We start from the raw sequence: 18,615 nt of genomic DNA on the forward strand, positions 1-18,615 counted from the left end.
CCGACCAGCGTTTACCTCGGTGAAATGTTGATAATGATCATTGTTTAGGTAAGTCCTGCCATGCTTTTTGCAGGCGCTTTACCGAAACCGGATAAGGCGTTTTCAACTCCTGGGCAAACAGGCTGACGCGCAGTTCTTCCAACTGCCAGCGAAAATCCAGCAAGGCGGCGGATGGCTCGCCGCGCTCACGCTCATCTGCCAGTCGGGCTTCCCACTTGTTCCACAACTCGCGGATTTCTGCCGCCCGCTGGCCATCGCGCTGCGGATTGGCCGGCTGTTTGTCCATGCGCAAGCTCATGGCCCGCATGTAGCGGGTGAGGTGCGGCAGTTGTGCCCAAGGTGTGGCCTGCAGAAAACCGGGGTAAACCAGACGGCTTAATTGCTGTTGTAGCTCATTGCCCAGCCGGTGTTTCTGCATTTTGGTATACAGCACCATGTATTCGCTGCCAATCTGGCTCAAATACTGGGTGACTGCCTGAATCACTGCCGGCAGGCGGGTACGGGCGCGGGTTTTCTGCTCGTTGAAGGCTTTTTCGCTGCGCGGCAGTGTGTCCTCGCCAATAAAGGCGCGGTCGCAGATGCAGGTAATGGCATCAGCCAGCAGCACATCCACATTGGCCACATTACGCAGGTTCAGGCCAATCTGGGTCATGCCGGACAGGCCTTTGCCCAGTTGCTTCATCTGTTCCTTCAATTGCAGTTGCAACAGGCGGATCACCCCGGCGCGGTGGTGGCGTTCAGCCTCGGGCTGGGTGTCGAACAGGCGGATGGCCACCTTGTCCTGTTCCAGCGTCAGCGCCGGATAGCCGGTAAGCTGCTGGCGGCCACGGGCAAACTGGATGCTTTCCGGCAGGTCGCCAAAGTCCCAGCTGCTGACATCATCCCGTTCAAAATCGGCGCTGCTGTCGCGGAAGGTTAGTTGAGCGGCCTGGCCAAACTGTTTTTGCAGGGCCACGAGGTCGCGGCCCAGGCCGATTTCCTGCTTGCCGTCGTCGATGATGCGGAAGTTGAACAGCAGGTGTTCCGGCAATTCCTGCTTGTTGAAGTCGTCGATGTCGACCTTGACGCCACCGGTTTCGCGCAGGATGAAACGCGCCAGTTGCGGCGCAATGGGCTGCTGCAGGTCCGGATTGCTGCTGAGGAAGCGGGTGACAAAGTCCGGTACCGGCACGCAACAGCGTCGCACCTGCTTGGGCAGGCCCTTGAGCAGTTGTTGCAGCTTGTCGCGGATCATGCCCGGCACCAGCCATTCAAACGGGGCGGGTTGCAGGCGGTTGAGAATGGCCAGCGGCACATCCATGGTGACGCCATCCAGCGGGTGCTTGGGTTCAAAGCGGTATTTCAGCCGCAGCTTGCCGTCTTCCAGCTCCAGCCATTCCGGGAACTGGTTTTCCGTCACGTGCTGGGCGGCGTGACGCATCAGTTCGTCGCGGGTCAGGTGCAGCAGCTTGGGTTCGGTTTTTTCCGCTTCCTTGCGCCAGGCTTCAAAGCTGGCGGCATCCACCACCGTGGCCGGAATGCGCTCGTGATAGAAGGCATACAGCGCTTCTTCATCTACCAGCACGTCCTGACGGCGCGCCTTGTGTTCCAGTTGCTCCACTTCGCGGATCAACTGCTGGTTGCGCTGGAAGAAGGGCGCATTGCTGACGTAATCCATGTTCACCAGCGCCCCGCGGATGAACAGCTCGCGGGCTTCTTCCGGCGCAATGCGGCCATAGCTCACCGCCCGGCGCGGAATCAGCGTCAGGCCGTACAGGGTGACACGTTCGCTGGCCACCACTTCGCCGCGGCTCTTTTCCCAGTGCGGTTCAAAGTAGTGATACTTCACCAGATGGGGAGCCAGTTTCTCTACCCATTCCGGTTCGATCTTGGCCACGCAACGGGCGTACAGGCGGGTGGTTTCCACCAGTTCGGCCGCCACCAGCCACTTGGGCTTGCTCTTTTTCAGGCCGGAACCGGGGAAGACATGGAAGCTGACGCCGCGAGCGCCCTGGTAGTCGTCGCCTTCCAGATTCTTCATGCCGATATTGCCCACCAGGCCGGTCAGCAGCGCCTTGTGCAGGTTTTCATAGGCCACGGCATCCAGTTGCTGGCGCTTTTTCTGCGACATCTGGGCATCGGGCTGCTCGGCATCGGCATGCGCTGCTTCGCGCTTGATCAGGCCCAGTTCGCTGGCAATTTCCGCCAGTTGGCCGTGCAGCTCGCGCCATTCGCGCAGGCGCAGATAGGACAGGAAGTGCTCGTGGCAGGTGTTCACCAGCAGGCGGTTGGACTTCTTGTGCTTGATGGCTTCGCTGAAGAAGTCCCACAGGTGCAGATAGGACAGGAAGTCGGATTTTTCATCATTGAAGCGCGCCTGGGCACGTTCTGCGGCTTCGCGTGCTTCGAAAGGGCGCTCGCGCGGGTCCTGGATGGACAGTGCCGAGGCGATGATCAGCACCTCGCGCATGCAGCCGAAGTCGCGGCCCGCCAGCAGCAGGCGGCCCACTTTCGGGTCCACCGGAATGCGCGCCAGCTCCTTGCCGATAGAGGTCAGTTCATTGCTGTCGGTCACCGCGCCCAGCTCGGTCAGCACCTGGTAGCCGTCGGCAATCAGGCGGCTGCTGGGGGCTTCCAGAAAGGGGAAGGCATCCACCCGGCCCAGGCGCAGCGCGGCCATACGCAGAATCACCGCCGCCAGGTTGGAGCGGACGATTTCCGGGTCGGTAAACGCCGGGCGGGCGTTGAAGTCTTCTTCGCTGTACAGGCGCACGCAGATACCGGCTTCCACCCGGCCGCAACGACCGGCACGCTGGCGCGCGGCGGCCTGGGAAATCTTCTCCACCTGCAGTTGTTCCACCTTGGCGCGCGGGCTGTAGCGGTTGATGCGCGCAAGGCCGGTGTCGATCACGTACTTGATGCCCGGCACGGTAAGCGAGGTTTCCGCCACATTGGTGGCCAGCACGATGCGCCGTCCGCCGGATGGCTTGAAGATTTTCTGCTGGTCCTCGTTGGACAGGCGGGCGAACAAGGGCAGGATTTCATAACCGCGAATGCCGGACTTGCGCAATTTTTCCGCCGTTTCGCGGATTTCGCGCTCACCGGGCAAAAACACCAACATATCGCCAGCACCCTGGCGCGACAGCTCGTCGGCGGCATCGACAATGGCGTCTTCCATTTCCATTTCGCGCTCGTCTTCGTCGCGCTGCTTGAGCGGGCGATAGCGCACTTCCACCGGGAAGGTGCGGCCGGAGACTTCAATCACCGGTGCGCCGTCGAAATGGCGGGCAAAACGGTCGGCGTCGATGGTGGCCGAGGTGATGATGATTTTAAGGTCCGGGCGGCGCGGCAGCAGTTGCTTGAGAAAGCCCAGCAGGAAGTCGATGTTGAGGCTGCGTTCGTGCGCCTCGTCGATGATGATGGTGTCGTAGGCTTCCAGATAGCGGTCGGTCTGGGTTTCCGCCAGCATGATGCCGTCGGTCATCAGCTTGATAACCGACTTTTCCGACAGCTTGTCGGTAAAGCGCACCTTGAAGCCGACATGCTCGCCCAGTTGCGAGCCCAGCTCCTGCGCAATGCGGGTGGCCACCGAGCGTGCGGCCAGACGGCGCGGCTGGGTGTGGCCGATCAGCCCGTACACGCCACGGCCCAGCTCCAGGCAGATTTTGGGAATCTGCGTGGTTTTGCCCGAGCCGGTTTCGCCGCAGATGATCACCACCTGATGCCCGGCAATGGCGGCCTTGATGTCGTCCAGCTTCTGGTTGACCGGCAGGGCCGGGTCAAACTGCGGGCGCGGCATGTGTTGACGGCGGGCATCGGCGCGGGCGGCCGAGCGCTCCAACTGGGCACGGACATCATCCAGCAGCTTGTCGGCCGGCTGGTTTTTTTTCAGCCGTTCAGCCACATCATTCAGCTTGCGTCGCAGGCCGTGGCGGTCGCGCAGCAGGCAATGGGCAAGGCGGGATTTCAGTTGGGACAGTTGCTGGGCTGGGGTGGTCATCGGGCAAAGAGCACTGGTTTACACAAGCCGGGCAGTATAGCAGAGGGGGGAGGGGGACAAAATGCAAAAGACCGCCTGAGTGGCGGTCTGGGCATGATGAGGCCTTGTGGCGACTAGCCGGCGTACTGGGCCTGCGAGCTGCGACCCAGATCATCCAGCAACTGGTCCAGCCGCTTGATGGCATCGGCAATGGAGCGGGTTTCGGTGGATAGCGAGCGAGTGGACTCGCCCACCGCGGTGATGTCACTGGCAAACTGGGCAAAGCCCTGGTTCTGGCTGCTTTCGGCGCGGGAGACTTCCTCCAGCAGGCTGGCCAACTGGCGGGTTTCCTGAATGATGCCTTGCAGGTTCTGCTGCGCCTCCTGGGCATTGCTGCGCCCGGCCTGCATCTGGCTGTTGCCGTCGCGCATGGCGATGATGGCCTGATTGGTGCCATCCACAATCAGCTTGATCTTGGTTTCGATATCCAGCGTGGCGTTCTGGGTGCGCTCGGCCAGCTTGCGTACCTCGTCCGCCACTACGGCAAAGCCGCGTCCCATTTCGCCGGCGCGGGCGGCTTCGATGGCGGCATTGAGCGCCAGCAGGTTGGTCTGGTCGGCAATATCACGAATCAGCTGCACGATGCCGTTGACCTCGGTACTGCGCTGGCCCAGGTCCTCCAGCTTGCTGGCGGCATGGGAGATGACTTCCCCGGCGCGGCCCAGTTGCAATACCGCTTGGTCCATCACCTGACCGCCGCTGCTGGCCGCCTGGCCCGCGGTTTGTGCCAGCCGGGTGGCGCTGTCGGACTGGGCGGCATTCTGGCTGGTGACGACCGCCATCTGCTGCGCCACCGCCATCATGTCTTCCGCACGGCTGCGCTGCTCGGCCATGGTTTGCGCCATCAGCCCAGTGCTGTCGGCAATGTCGCGGCTGGCGCTGGAGGCAGCGCGAATGGAGCGCGCCACCTGTTCCATCATCTCGCGCATGGTGCGGCTGGCCTGTTCGGACTCGGCGCGTGCCTGTTCCAGCTTTTCCAGGCTTTTTACCTTGGCCTTGTCAAAGGCCAGGGCCAGCGACAACACCACGATGGTGAGGCCAATCAGCGACTTGGCTTGCAGTTTGGGGATTTCGGCATGGTCGATCGGCACCGGCGGCAGCGCGCCCGGAGCGGACGACAGCACAAAGAACAGCCCGATAGCCAGGATGGTCAGCACCATCCACACCATGCCGGAGCGGCGGGTGGATACGAAAATGGCGGTAAACGGAATGGAGGCAAACCACACCACGCTGGTGGACATGATGCCGCCGTTGACATACACCATCCAGCACACCATCACGAACATGCAGCTGGTAATCAGCTCGGCGCAAAAGCGTAGCGCACCGGTAAGTTTCAGCAAGAGTGGCGCCAGCAACAAACCCAGCCCGCCCAGCGCAATGCCGGTGCCCATGGCCGGGTGATGCAGCATGAAATACTCGATGGAAAACAGCGGCGCAATACAACCGGCCAGCAGGCCGACGCCCACTGTCGTGCGTGCGCCAATGGCCTGGGCGGGGGATTGGCGGATAGTTTCCGGTATGAACCAGTCGGTTACGGACTTGGCAGTCATGTGGTGAGTTCTCCCTCGTTGCGTCTTGATTTGTAAGTATTGTTTTGCTTTTTTCACCCGATTACGGATGTCGGGCTAATGTAAAACAACCGTTTGAAATCGGCAATCGCGCTATGGGCTGAGTACGTGTCAGCTGGGTGGTCAGTCAGTGACAGCTGTGTACTTTTTGCTTTGCAAGGGGCGGCAGTGTGTGTTTTATGGAGCAGCCATCTCGATGGACAAAGCGTTGTTCGCTGGCTTGGCCGCTAGGGCGGCAGCCTGTGGCAATGGAGCATGCGGTGGCTCTGTTGGGACTCTCGCAATGTCGGAATGCGCGCAGCAAAAGATCTGAGGGGAATCGCCAGGAGGGCAGATTCGGGCTGGTGCAGTGTTTGTTTCGACGCTAACAACAACCCGGCTTGCCCATTTGGCAGCCGGGTTGCTTTACATGGATGAATTACGCGGGTTTAAGCCAGCAATTGCTGTTGTTGCTGCTGCAAACCTAGCAAGCCCTGCATTAAGTGCCTGCGGTAGGCATCAGACGGGTGCAAGGCAAGCAAGGCCAATACCGCCTCCAGCGTCTGGGCCTGCTGCCGCAATGCGGATTCCAGCTGGGCAAAACCACGTGCCAAATCCTGCACCGGGCTGCGCAGTGCGGCAAAGCGGTCCTGCTGGAGCATGGTCTGCAGCAGGACGATGTGTTGGCGAATCAGGGGGAGGATGGGTGTGGTGGTTTGGTGTGTCATGAGCTGCGCCCTCCCGTTGGTTGGCATAGGGCGGAGGCGGCAAGCAAGTAAACAGGGAAAATCATGAATGGTCTCCTGGAATGTTTACCTGCCGCCCGACGCCAATCGGGGGTGGCAGGCACATGGCAGGATTGGCGTACCGTAACCAGGAACGGCGCCTCGTAAGAGGCTCCCACCATGGCCCGCCATAGAAGACGTGCAATGGTGTACGGACGCGACAAAGCATGGGCTTTGACCAAAGTCCGTCTGATTACAGGACGCCAATCCCGATGCCGCTATTGAACGGCACGGTGGGGATTATCTAGTGCTGCGGGTGGGAAGGCAAGAAACATGGGCGCAAAGCTGGGCTGCCAGCTATGGCCTGTCCGGTGCTGTGGCAGGGGCTGTTGTCTTACGCGCTGAAGGGGGAAGTATCTGACCTGTATCGGCCATGGTAAAAAAACAGCCCGGCAAGCAAGGCTTGTCGGGCTGTTTGCCGGCTGATGTGCAGGGTTAGCGTTTGTCGGCCTGAATGGCGGTCAAGGCGATGGTGTAGACAATGTCGTCCACCAATGCGCCGCGCGACAGGTCGTTCACCGGTTTGCGCAGGCCTTGCAGCATGGGGCCGACGCTGACGACGCCTGCCGAGCGCTGTACTGCCTTGTAGGTGGTGTTGCCGGTGTTGAGGTCCGGGAACACAAACACGGTGGCGCGGCCGGCCACGGTGCTGTCCGGGGCTTTTTGGCGGCCGACCGACTCCACGCTGGCGGCGTCGTATTGCATCGGGCCGTCGATTTCCAGGTCCGGGCGCTTTTCCTTGGCGATGCGAGTGGCTTCGCGCACTTTTTCCACGTCCGAGCCGCTGCCGGAGCTGCCGGTGGAGTAGGAAATCATCGCCACGCGCGGCGGAATGCCAAAGGCGGCGGCGGAGTCTGCCGACTGGATGGCGATGTCGGCCAGGTCTTCTGCGCTTGGGTCCGGGTTGACCGCACAGTCACCATAAACCAGCACCTGTTCCGGCATCAGCATGAAGAACACGCTGGAAACCAGCTTGGCTTCCGGGGCGGTCTTGATCAGTTGCAGGGCGGGGCGGATGGTGTTGGCGGTGGTGTGAACCGCGCCGGATACCAGGCCGTCCACTTCGCCCAGCGCCAGCATCATGGTGCCCAGCACTACATTGTCTTCCAACTGTTGCTCGGCCATCGGTGCGTTCAGGCCCTTGCCCTTGCGCAGTTCCACCATGGGCTGGATGTAGTTGCCGCGTACTTCGTTGGGATCGAGGATTTCGATCGAAGCGGGCAGGGTGACGCCCTGGGCTTCGGCAATCTGTTCGATCTCGGCGCGGTTGCCAATCAGCACGCAATGGGCAATGCCCTTTTCCTGACAGATGGCGGCGGCCTTGACGGTGCGCGGTTCGTTGCCTTCCGGCAGCACGATGCGCTTGCCGGCGCGGCGGGCTTTTTCCATCAACTGGTAGCGGAAGGCCGGTGGCGGCATGCGGTGTTCGCGCGGCGCGCCCACATTGCGCTTGAGCTTGTCGGCATCCAGGTGCTCGGCCACAAAGTCGATCACCCGTTCCATGCGTTCCAGGTCGTCCGCCGGCACCTGACGGCTCATATTGCTGAGGATGCTGGCGGTTTCAAAGGTGTTGTGGGTGGTGGACATCACCGGCAGGCCGCTGGTGAAGGCCTGGTGGCACAGTTGCTGGATGCGCGGATCGGGCAGTGAATCGCAGGTCAGCAGCAGGCCGGCCAGCGGTACGCCATTCATTGCCGCCATGGAGGTGCCCAGCACGATGTCTTCGCGATCGCCGGCGGTGACAATCAGCGCGCCGGGTTTGAGCAGATGCACCACATTGGGTACGGTGCGCGCGGTCACGGCCATGCTGCGTACGCGGCGGCGGCTGATCTGCCCGGCGTGCAGCACACGCGCTTGCAGGTAGTGGGCTACATCCAGCGTACGCGGGGCCAGCAGTTCCGGCTCGGCGGGAATGGCACCGATCATCGGCAGGCGGTTCTTCTGCAGCAGATTGCCGGCCTCCTGGATTTCCATGGCCAGTTGCTGGGCGTTTTGCTCTTTGGGCAGACGGTTGAGGATGTAGCCTGCCACGTGGCCCGGCTGCGCGCCGAAGGCTTGCATGCTCAGTTCCAGTTGCTCGGCAATTTCATGGCTGGCCAGCTTGTCGGCAGCAGTCACCAGGATGGTCTGTGCTTGCAGATTGCGGGCAACCTTGGTGTTGAGGAAGGTGGAGAACACCTGTTTCTGGTCTGGCACCAGGCCTTCCACGATCATCAGGTCCACATTGTGCGAGGCCTGTTGGTAGAGCGATACCACTTCTTCCATCAACTGGTCGATTTCGCCCAGCGACAGCAGGTGTTCCACCCGTTCCATCGCCAGAGGTTCTGGCGGGTTGAGGTGGCAGATGGCGCGGGCAAAGTGGGTGGAGCGCTCGGGTGAGCTGTCCGCCCCCTGCGCGATGGGTTTGACAAAACCCACGCGCAGGCCGGATTGCTCCAGCGCGCGGATCATGCCCAGCGCTACCGAGGTGAGTCCGGCATCAAAGCCGGTCGGTGCCAGGAAAAAAGTATGCATGCTTCGGACTCTTTCTTGCGCTGCCTCAGACGGACAAGCCCGCCAGTTGGGCGGTGTCCAGGGCAATCATCAGTTCTTCATCGGTGTTGATCACCAGGGCAGGCACGGAGTCGGCGGTGGTGATGCGGCCAGCCTTGCCGCGAATGCACTCTTCATTGGCTGCTTCATCCAGCTGCAGGCCCAGGAAGCCTAGCTGTTTGATGACACGGGCGCGCAGGTAGGACGAGTTTTCGCCAATGCCGCCGGTAAACAGCACGCCGTCCAGTCGGCCCAGTGCCACGGTGAGGGCGGCAATGTGCTTGGCCAGGCGGTAGCTGAAAATATCCAGTGCCAGAATGGCTTCTGGCTGGCCGGCCAGGGCGGCGTCTTCCAGTTCGCGGCAGTCGCTGGACAGCTCGGACAGGCCCAGCAGGCCGGACTTCTTGTTCAGCAGATCGGTGACGCCATTCACGTCCAGGCCCAGTTCGGAAGCCAGATAGCCAAAGATGCCCGGATCGATATCGCCGGAGCGGGTACCCATCACCAGGCCTTCCAGCGGGGTCAGGCCCATGGTGGTGTCCACGCTCTTGCCACCCTTGATGGCAGCGGCGGAGGCACCGTTGCCCAAGTGGGCGCAGACAAAGGCGGTTTCTTCCAGCGGCTTGTTCAGCAGACGTGCCGCTTCGCCGGTGACAAAGCGGTAGCTGGTGCCGTGGAAGCCATAGCGGCGCACGCCATGCTCGCGGTATAGCTGCATGGGTACGGCATACAGATAGGCCTGTTGCGGCATGCTCTGGTGGAAGGCGGTATCGAATACGGCCACCTGGGTCAGGCCGGGGAATTGCTGCATGGCGGTGCGAATGCCCAGCAGGTGGGCCGGGTTATGCAGCGGAGCCAGTTTGGCGCATTTCTCGATTTCGGCGATGACAGTGTCGTCGATGACTGCGGAGGCTTTGAAGTGTTCGCCGCCATGCACCACGCGATGGCCTACGGCCTTGACGCTGTCCAGCAAGTCCAGTTCACGCAGCCGCGCAATGATGGCGTGCATGGCTGCAGCATGGTTGGCTTCGCGCAGCGCCTGGCTGTCTTTCTGGCCTGCATGCTTGAAACTGATCTGGCCTTGTTCCAGGCCCAGTTTTTCTGCCAGACCGGTCAGGACGGCTTGCTGGGTGGTGGTGTCGATCAGGGCAAATTTCAGCGAGGAACTGCCGCAGTTGATAACGAGAATGCTTGATTTCATAGGCACTGGGGGGTCGTAAATGACGAAAAAGGGGTCCGTGGGGAAAATCACTGCATCAATCCGGTGGATTGGCCATATTAAGGTTATGACTGTGTCGGCCTGATGACCGGCTGTGCAGTAGACGGGCTCCTCTTGATTTTCCTTTGATCGGCATGAGCCGGCTGGCGATTATCCGGTGGGTCCCACAAGGCTGCAATACGGGTTTTACCTTGTTGCTGCATTGCTTTGCTGGCGTGGCTTTGCACCTGCTGTCCGCCAGTGGCGGATGCGGTGTTGGCACGCCATGTGCAAGCTTGCTGTCACGTTTCAGCTAGCCTCTGGCCATTTTGCCGGTTCAACCGTGCGCCGAGTATAGCATAGCCATCATCAAGTGCTGATATTGCTGCGCACAACTTGCGCTAACGCAATGATTTTTAAGGCTGACCGTGGGGTTTTTGTGTCAAAATCCGCAAAAATACGCTTTGTAGTGGCAATGTTTCATTCTGCGGCGGCTTGTCATCGCCAAAAATAGCTTGCCCCCCCTTGCGGGGCGGGGCATAATCCCGCCCTCGAAAAGCAGGGGCTTTGCCTTTGTTTTCATTATCGTTTTGATGGTTCCGTAAACTCGTTTAGCGAGATTCGGCTGGTCTTATATCTTCTTCCACGGAGGTGTGGGAATAATGTCTGATCTGGCTTCTTCGCAGATGCTGCAAGCATCTGCTGCTCAGCTGCCTATCTATACCTATTTTGACCCGGCTCATTACGAGCTGGAGCAAAAACAACTGTTTGCCACTGCTCCGCAGTACTACGGCCATGCGCTGATGGTGCCCAATGAGGGCGACTATCACACGCTGGAATGGCTGGGCCACGGCAAGATGCTCAAGAATGTGGGCGGTGAAATCAAGCTGATTTCCAACGTCTGTCGCCATCGTCAGGCGCTGATTTATCAGGGTCGCGGCAATGGCAACCACATGGTGTGCAATCTGCATGGCTGGACTTACGACGCCGAAGGCAAGCTGCTGGGCGCGCCGCATTTCCCGCAAACGCCTTGCCTGAACCTGAATCAGACGCAACTGACCAACTGGAACGGTTTGCTGTTTGATGCCGGTCGTGACATCGCCGCCGATCTGGCGCAGCTTGGCGTGGCCAAACACCTGGACTTCTCCGAGTTTGCCTTCCATTCGACGCATACCACCGAGTATGACTTCAACTGGAAGACTTTCATCGAAGTCTATTCCGAGGACTACCACGTCGATCCCTTCCATCCGGGTTTGGGCAATTTTGTCGATTGCGCCGAACTCAAGTGGGAGTGGGGTGCGCAGTATCACGTGCAGACGGTGGGGGTGAAAAACCAGTTGGCCCGTTCCGGCTCGCGCGTGTATGGCAAGTGGCACGAGGAAGTGCGCCGCCGCTTTGCCGACCGTCAGCCCGAATTCGGCGCTATCTGGCTCACCTACTACCCCAACATCATGGTGGAGTGGTATCCGCATGTGCTGGTGGTCAGCGTGGTGATTCCGCGTGGCCCGGAAAAATGCACCGTCATCACCGAGTTCTACTACCCGGAAGATGTGGTGTATTTCGAGCCGGAATTCGTCGAGGCAGAGCAGGCCGCCTACTTCGAAACCGCCAAGGAAGACGACGAAATCTGCTATCGCATGCACCTGGGCCGTCGGGCTCTGTGGCTGCGGGGCGAGAGCGAAGTGGGGCCGTATCAATACCCCACCGAGGAAGGAATGCAACACTTCCACGAGTTCTATCGTCGCCTGATGGGCGATGCGATGGCTGGCTAAGCCGGGCGTTTCAGTGCAGAATGGCAAAGGCGCGGGTTTCCGCGCCTTTTTCTTTGTCTTGATGACAATGCACTGGAAAAAACATCTCTATATTCTTGGCATCAGCCTGATGGCTGGGCCCGTACTGGCCGCCAGTTTTACCGATCCGGCCAGCAAGATCAGCTTTACCTTGCCGGCAGGCTGGAAAGTGCGCAGCGTGGTGCAGGAGGGCGTGCGTGTGATCAAGGTGGTGCCGCCCAAGGCAGACCAGCGCGAGCGTGCCGCCATCGAAGTGACGCTGCAGGAGTACAAGGCGGGACGAAAAGATGCGCCGGAGCGCTTGTTGCGCCGCTACCGCCAGGCAGATGGCGATCGCGAGGCCGCCTTGTATGCCCGGCTCAATTCCCACACCGGGCGGCTGGTGACCGAATATCGCGAGGGTCGTTTCGTTTCCGGGCGCTTGTGGATCGTGCGGCATAATCTGCATGTTTTCCTGCCAACGCCAGGCAAGCGCCTGCTGGAAGCGCGCTGTGCGGCCAATGCATCCGAATTCAAAACCTACCGTCACCAGATGGAAGCCATCTGCTTGTCGGCCACCAGCTTGCGCAAGCCATGATGCCGGCTGAAATGCCACGGGAGTGTTGTTTGCATGGCTGAATCGCTGTTTGCCCGTCTGCGTCATGGCCGCTTGGGGGCGGGCTGGATGGTAATTGCTGCGGCTTTCTTTGCGCTGATGGGCGTGTTTGTCAAAGCCGGTGCGCAGCACTTCAATGCTATTGAGCTGCTGTTCTGGCGCACCCTGATCGGCACCGTCATTCTGGGGGCCGCCATCCGCTGGCGCGGGCTGTCGCTGTCCACGCCGCACTGGCTGGGTCATATCAAGCGCAGCTTTGTCGGCTATCTGTCCATGTCGGCGCTGTTTTATGCGCTCACCCATTTGCCGCTGTCCACGGCGGTTACGCTCAACTACACCTCCTCGCTGTTTTTCTCGCTGATTTGCGTGGTCAAGCTCAAAGACAAGCTGTCACGCCCGGCCGCACTGGCGCTGGGGCTGGGCTTTTTGGGCATCGTGCTATTGTTGCGGCCTACCTTCAGCTCGGATCAATGGCTGGCCGGCGTGGTGGGCCTGCTGTCCGGCATCAGCGCTGGCTTTGCCGTGTTCCAGGTGCGGGAGCTGGGCCAGATGGGCGAACCATCCTGGCGGGTGGTGTTCTGGTTTTTTGCCATCGCCAGCCTGTTCGGGGCGATATGGCTGCTGCTTGGTCCGGGCTTCTCGCCGGTGCATGCTGGCAATGTATCGGCCTTGCTGGGGGTGGGAGTTTGCGGCATGTTGGGGCAGTTGGCCATGACCATGGCTTACAAGGTGGGGCGTAAATATCTGGTGGCCAGTTTTGCCTACCTCACCGTGGTGTTCTCGGCCTTGCTGGGCGTCTTGCTGTGGGGTGATGCGCTGGGGCCGGATGCCTTGCTGGGCATGGGCCTGATTGTCGGGGCGGGTTTGCTGGCTGCACTGCGCTGATTCATGCCAAAAACATGCCACTCCTTGACGGTTGTCAGCAGAATCTTCACCGCCGCGCACTAGAATACAATCATGATCACGCCATCGATGCCGGCGTGGTTTCATCAACAATAACAGGCAAAACTCACACTTTAGGAGATGCAGCATGATTTCTATCCGCGAACAGGATTATGGTCTGGATGTGGCGCTGTTTAATGAATTCTCGCTGGCAGATTTCAAGCTGTTTGAAGACGCGCTGGTCAAGCGCGTTGCCGAACAAGGCAAGCCGGATGTGCTGCTGGATCTGTCCGAGCTGGTGGACTTTACCCTTGATATGGCGCTGGAAGAGGTCAAGTTCGTGCGCGCGCACGAGCAGGATTTTGGCCGCATTGCCTTGGTAGTGAATGATGTATGGATCAAGCTGGCGGCCCACATTGCCGGCCTGCTGTCACACAACCATCTTGAATATTTCGATACGGTGGAAGAGGCTCAGGCTTGGTTGGCAAAGCCGGTTGCTGCTTGATTTTGGAGTGAATGGCGGTACAGTAGCGGTTTTTGTTCAGCACGAAAGAATAAAAACCGATGTTGAAAAGCATTGCCAGTCGTCTGGCCACTGAACTCGCCGTACGTGAAAACCAGGTGGCGGCCACCATCGAACTGATCGACGGTGGTGCCACCGTTCCCTTTATCGCCCGCTACCGCAAGGAAGTGACCGGCGGGCTGGACGACACCCAGTTGCGTACCCTGGCCGAGCGGCTGGTGTATCTGCGTGAGCTGGATGAACGTCGCGACAGCATCCTCGCCAGCATTCGCGACCAGGACAAACTCACCCCTGAGCTGACCGCTGCGCTGTACGCTGCCGACAACAAAACGGCACTCGAAGACCTTTACCTTCCTTACAAGCCCAAGCGTCGTACCAAGGCGCAAATCGCCCGCGAAGCCGGCTTGCAGCCGCTGGCTGACAGTCTGCTTGCCGATCCCACGCAACAGCCGGAAGCATTGGCAGAAGGCTATCTCAATGCCGAGGCTGGTGTGGCTGATGTCAAGGCTGCACTGGATGGCGCGCGTGCCATCCTGATCGAACAGTTCGCCGAAGATGCCGAGCTGCTGGGTCGCCTGCGCGAAAAGTTGTGGAACGAAGGCGAGCTGGCTGCCAGTGTGGTGGCGGGCAAGGAGCAGGAAGGTGCCAAGTTTGCCGACTACTTCGACCATCGCGAAGCCATTCGCGCCACGCCATCCCATCGTGCGCTGGCTTTGCTGCGCGGTCGCAATGAAGGCGTGCTCAGTCTGGCATTGAAATATCAGCCGGATGAAACGCCGATTACCGAGCGTTCCGCTTACGAATTGATGATCGCCCAGCGCTTTGGTGTGCAAGACAAGGGCCGCGCTGCCGACAAATGGCTGCTGGATGGTGTCCGTCTGTGCTGGCGCGCCAAGATCTTCCTGTCGCTGGAGCTGGACCTGATGGGCAAGCTGAAAGAAGCGGCAGATGGCGAGGCCATCAAGGTGTTTGCCGATAATCTGCACGACTTGCTGCTGGCGGCACCGGCGGGTCAGCGCGCCACCCTGGGCCTGGATCCGGGCTTGCGTACCGGCGTGAAAGTAGCCGTGGTGGATGGTACCGGCAAGGTGCTGGACACCACCGCCATCTACCCGCACGAGCCACGCCGCGAATGGGACAAGTCCATCGCCATTCTGGGTGCTCTGTGTACCCGTCACCATGTTGACCTGATTTCCATTGGCAATGGTACGGCCAGCCGGGAAACCGACAGGCTGGCACAGGACCTGATCAAGGCTTACCCGCAATTGGGCATGACCAAGATCGTGGTGTCCGAGGCGGGCGCCTCGGTGTATTCGGCTTCCGAGCTGGCAGCCAAGGAATTCCCCGATATGGACGTCAGCTTGCGCGGTGCAGTCTCCATTGCCCGCCGCTTGCAGGACCCTTTGGCCGAGCTGGTGAAGATCGACCCCAAATCCATCGGCGTGGGCCAGTATCAGCATGACGTCAACCAAAGCCAGTTGGCACGCGCGCTGGATGCTGTAGTGGAAGATTGCGTGAATGCCGTGGGTGTGGACGTGAATACCGCATCCGTCCCGCTGCTGACCCGCATCTCCGGGCTGAATGCTACCTTGGCCGCCAATATCGTGGCTTATCGCGACCAGAACGGCGCGTTCAGGAACCGCAAGCAACTGTTGAAAGTGCCGCGCCTGGGTGAGAAAACCTTCGAGCAGGCAGCGGGCTTCCTGCGCATCAGCGGCGGTGACAATCCGCTGGATGCCTCGTCGGTACACCCGGAAGCCTACCCGGTGGTAGAAAAAATCGTTGCCAGGCTGGGCCGGGAGGTGAAGTCCTTGCTGGGGGATTCGGTGACGCTCAAGTCGGTCAAGGCAACTGACTATACCGATGAGCGTTTCGGCCTGCCCACCGTCATGGACATCCTGAAAGAGCTGGACAAGCCGGGTCGGGACCCGCGGCCGGAGTTCAAGACTGCCACCTTCCAGGATGGTGTCGAGGACATCAAGCATCTGCAACCCGGCATGGTGCTGGAAGGGGTGGTCACCAATGTGGCCAACTTTGGTGCCTTTGTGGATATTGGCGTGCATCAGGATGGCCTGGTCCATATTTCCGCACTGTCCAGCAAATTCATCGACGACCCGCGCAAGGTGGTGAAGGCCGGTGATGTGGTTAAGGTCAAGGTGCTGGAAGTGGACGTGGCGCGCAAGCGCATCGCCCTGACCATGCGGCTGAATGACGAAGTGGGTGCAAACAGCCGTGCCGGCCGTTCTGACAACGCCCGCCCAGCAGGAGAGCAGCGTAACCGCCCGTCACAAGGTCGTGCGCAGCAGCCCGCTGGCGAGTCAGCCATGGCTGCGGCATTTGCCAAGCTGAAGCAGCGCTGAATACGCGCTTGCATCTATATGGAAGTCACCAAGCCCGGCGCAGCCGGGCTTTTTGCTGCCTGTGCCGGTGGTGAGACCCGCTTTTTGCGCCAGTTTCCCCCGTGGGTCAGCATCAGGATGGACGCCAGTGCGCCGCTGACTGTGCATGCGCAGCAAAACAGCCATGAAACCCGTATTTCATAAAGTATTACCGTTCAGTGACTTAGCGGTCTGCGGGACGGAATTTTGGCAAATCCTGCAGATTTATTCGCACAAAGTGTTGACGAGGGTGGGGCAGGGCGGTATAGTTCGCCTCCTCAGCAGACAACGCAGCGACGGAAACGAAACGCAGCGACCTGCACCGCTCTTTAAAAAACAGAATAACCGATAGGTGTGAGTGCTTGGCGAAAGCCAAATACTTGCACTGCAAGACAAGAAATACTTGTTATTTTCTTTGATCTTGCGTGCCAGAAAATTTGCTATGAGATTGAACTGAAGAGTTTGATCCTGGCTCAGATTGAACGCTGGCGGCATGCTTTACACATGCAAGTCGAACGGTAACAGGGAGCTTGCTCCGCTGACGAGTGGCGAACGGGTGAGTAATGCGTCGGAACGTGCCGAGTAGTGGGGGATAACTATCCGAAAGGATAGCTAATACCGCATACGCTTTGAGAAGGAAAGCAGGGGATCGTAAGACCTTGCGCTATTTGAGCGGCCGACGTCTGATTAGCTAGTTGGTGAGGTAAAGGCTCACCAAGGCATCGATCAGTAGCGGGTCTGAGAGGATGATCCGCCACACTGGGACTGAGACACGGCCCAGACTCCTACGGGAGGCAGCAGTGGGGAATTTTGGACAATGGGCGCAAGCCTGATCCAGCCATGCCGCGTGTCTGAAGAAGGCCTTCGGGTTGTAAAGGACTTTTGTCAGGGAGGAAATTCCTAGCGCTAATATCGCTGGGGGATGACAGTACCTGAAGAATAAGCACCGGCTAACTACGTGCCAGCAGCCGCGGTAATACGTAGGGTGCAAGCGTTAATCGGAATTACTGGGCGTAAAGCGTGCGCAGGCGGTTGTGTAAGTCTGATGTGAAAGCCCCGGGCTTAACCTGGGAACTGCATTGGAGACTGCACAGCTAGAGTGCGTCAGAGGGGGGTAGAATTCCGCGTGTAGCAGTGAAATGCGTAGAGATGCGGAGGAATACCGATGGCGAAGGCAGCCCCCTGGGATGACACTGACGCTCATGCACGAAAGCGTGGGGAGCAAACAGGATTAGATACCCTGGTAGTCCACGCCCTAAACGATGTCAACTAGCTGTTGGGGGTTTGAATCCTTGGTAGCGTAGCTAACGCGAGAAGTTGACCGCCTGGGGAGTACGGCCGCAAGGTTAAAACTCAAAGGAATTGACGGGGACCCGCACAAGCGGTGGATGATGTGGATTAATTCGATGCAACGCGAAAAACCTTACCTGGTCTTGACATGTACAGAACTTTCCAGAGATGGATTGGTGCCCGAAAGGGAGCTGTAACACAGGTGCTGCATGGCTGTCGTCAGCTCGTGTCGTGAGATGTTGGGTTAAGTCCCGCAACGAGCGCAACCCTTGCCATTAGTTGCTACCATTTAGTTGAGCACTCTAATGGGACTGCCGGTGACAAACCGGAGGAAGGTGGGGATGACGTCAAGTCCTCATGGCCCTTATGACCAGGGCTTCACACGTCATACAATGGTCGGTACAGAGGGTAGCCAAGCCGCGAGGTGGAGCCAATCTCATAAAACCGATCGTAGTCCGGATCGCACTCTGCAACTCGAGTGCGTGAAGTCGGAATCGCTAGTAATCGCAGATCAGCATGCTGCGGTGAATACGTTCCCGGGTCTTGTACACACCGCCCGTCACACCATGGGAGTGAGTTTCACCAGAAGTGGGTAGGCTAACCGTAAGGAGGCCGCTTACCACGGTGGGATTCATGACTGGGGTGAAGTCGTAACAAGGTAGCCGTAGGGGAACCTGCGGCTGGATCACCTCCTTTCTAGAGAAGGCGATCGTCAAGTATTCACAGCCTATCGGTTATTCGAGATTTTAAGGGTTTGACTGGGTTTGTAGCTCAGCTGGTTAGAGCACTGTGTTGATAACGCAGGGGTCGAAGGTTCGAGTCCTTCCAGACCCACCAGTTTGGGGGATTAGCTCAGTTGGGAGAGCACCTGCTTTGCAAGCAGGGGGTCGTCGGTTCGATCCCGTCATCCTCCACCACCTCAACTCAAACAAAAACGCATCTGGAAACGTTGTTTCCGGGTATCTTTTTGTTTGCGTTGAATTGACCGCAAGGTCGAACGCCCGATCTTTAACAAACTGAAGAAGCCGAATTAATTAGACGGCGAAATGAAATGCATGAAGTTAACTCTGCATGCAG

General features: G+C 59.3%; 10 protein-coding genes, 2 tRNA genes and 1 rRNA gene. 8 read left to right on the forward strand and 5 right to left on the reverse strand.

The features are described 5' to 3' along the window. Positions 1 to 37 precede the first annotated feature (37 nt). The 5 genes from hrpA to DLM_RS07375 form a co-directional block, all read right to left on the reverse strand. Entirely contained in the window at positions 38 to 3,979 is a 3,942-nt protein-coding gene (hrpA, locus tag DLM_RS07355) for an ATP-dependent RNA helicase HrpA (RefSeq protein ID WP_089084848.1), read from the reverse strand. A gap of 113 nt (positions 3,980 to 4,092) precedes the next feature. Beyond that, a complete protein-coding gene (locus tag DLM_RS07360; RefSeq protein WP_089084849.1) occupies positions 4,093 to 5,568 on the reverse strand; it encodes a methyl-accepting chemotaxis protein in 1,476 nt (491 codons plus the stop codon). A 446-nt stretch (positions 5,569 to 6,014) separates the two neighbouring features. Continuing rightward, the gene (locus DLM_RS07365) at positions 6,015 to 6,293 is read right to left on the reverse strand and encodes a hypothetical protein (RefSeq protein ID WP_089084850.1); all 279 of its coding nucleotides are present in this window, start codon (positions 6,291 to 6,293) and stop codon (positions 6,015 to 6,017) included. Positions 6,294 to 6,785: 492 nt separating this feature from the next. After that, positions 6,786 to 8,864: a phosphate acetyltransferase gene (gene pta / locus DLM_RS07370; protein WP_089084851.1), complete on the reverse strand. Its 2,079-nt coding sequence runs from the start codon at positions 8,862 to 8,864 to the stop codon at positions 6,786 to 6,788. A gap of 25 nt (positions 8,865 to 8,889) precedes the next feature. After that, positions 8,890 to 10,083 (reverse strand): acetate/propionate family kinase, encoded by a 1,194-nt coding sequence (locus tag DLM_RS07375; protein ID WP_089084852.1) that lies wholly within the window; start codon positions 10,081 to 10,083, stop codon positions 8,890 to 8,892. 659 nt (positions 10,084 to 10,742) lie between these two features. Here DLM_RS07375 and DLM_RS07380 point away from each other — a divergent pair. The 8 genes from DLM_RS07380 to DLM_RS07415 all read left to right on the forward strand — a co-directional run bounded on the left by DLM_RS07380 (position 10,743) and on the right by DLM_RS07415 (position 18,455). Then, positions 10,743 to 11,852 carry an aromatic ring-hydroxylating oxygenase subunit alpha gene (locus tag DLM_RS07380; protein WP_089084853.1) on the forward strand — a complete coding sequence of 370 codons (1,110 nt, stop codon included), beginning with the start codon at positions 10,743 to 10,745 and terminating at the stop codon, positions 11,850 to 11,852. A gap of 109 nt (positions 11,853 to 11,961) precedes the next feature. After that, a complete protein-coding gene (locus DLM_RS07385) occupies positions 11,962 to 12,447 on the forward strand; it encodes a hypothetical protein (protein WP_231960121.1) in 486 nt (161 codons plus the stop codon). Between the two features lie 33 nt (positions 12,448 to 12,480). Continuing rightward, complete coding sequence (locus DLM_RS07390) at positions 12,481 to 13,350, forward strand: DMT family transporter (RefSeq protein WP_231960123.1); 870 nt, start codon at positions 12,481 to 12,483, stop codon at positions 13,348 to 13,350. A gap of 145 nt (positions 13,351 to 13,495) precedes the next feature. After that, the gene (locus DLM_RS07395; RefSeq protein ID WP_089084854.1) at positions 13,496 to 13,852 is read left to right on the forward strand and encodes an STAS/SEC14 domain-containing protein; all 357 of its coding nucleotides are present in this window, start codon (positions 13,496 to 13,498) and stop codon (positions 13,850 to 13,852) included. A gap of 59 nt (positions 13,853 to 13,911) precedes the next feature. Further along, a complete protein-coding gene (locus DLM_RS07400; RefSeq protein WP_089084855.1) occupies positions 13,912 to 16,230 on the forward strand; it encodes a Tex family protein in 2,319 nt (772 codons plus the stop codon). 468 nt (positions 16,231 to 16,698) lie between these two features. Then, a 16S ribosomal RNA gene (locus DLM_RS07405) occupies positions 16,699 to 18,234 on the forward strand. 64 nt (positions 18,235 to 18,298) lie between these two features. Further along, a tRNA-Ile gene (locus DLM_RS07410) sits at positions 18,299 to 18,375 on the forward strand. 4 nt (positions 18,376 to 18,379) lie between these two features. Further along, positions 18,380 to 18,455, forward strand: a tRNA-Ala gene (locus DLM_RS07415). The last annotated feature ends 160 nt before the right edge of the window (positions 18,456 to 18,615 follow it).

Source organism: Aquitalea magnusonii (assembly GCF_002217795.2).
Taxonomy (GTDB): domain Bacteria; phylum Pseudomonadota; class Gammaproteobacteria; order Burkholderiales; family Chromobacteriaceae; genus Aquitalea; species Aquitalea magnusonii_B.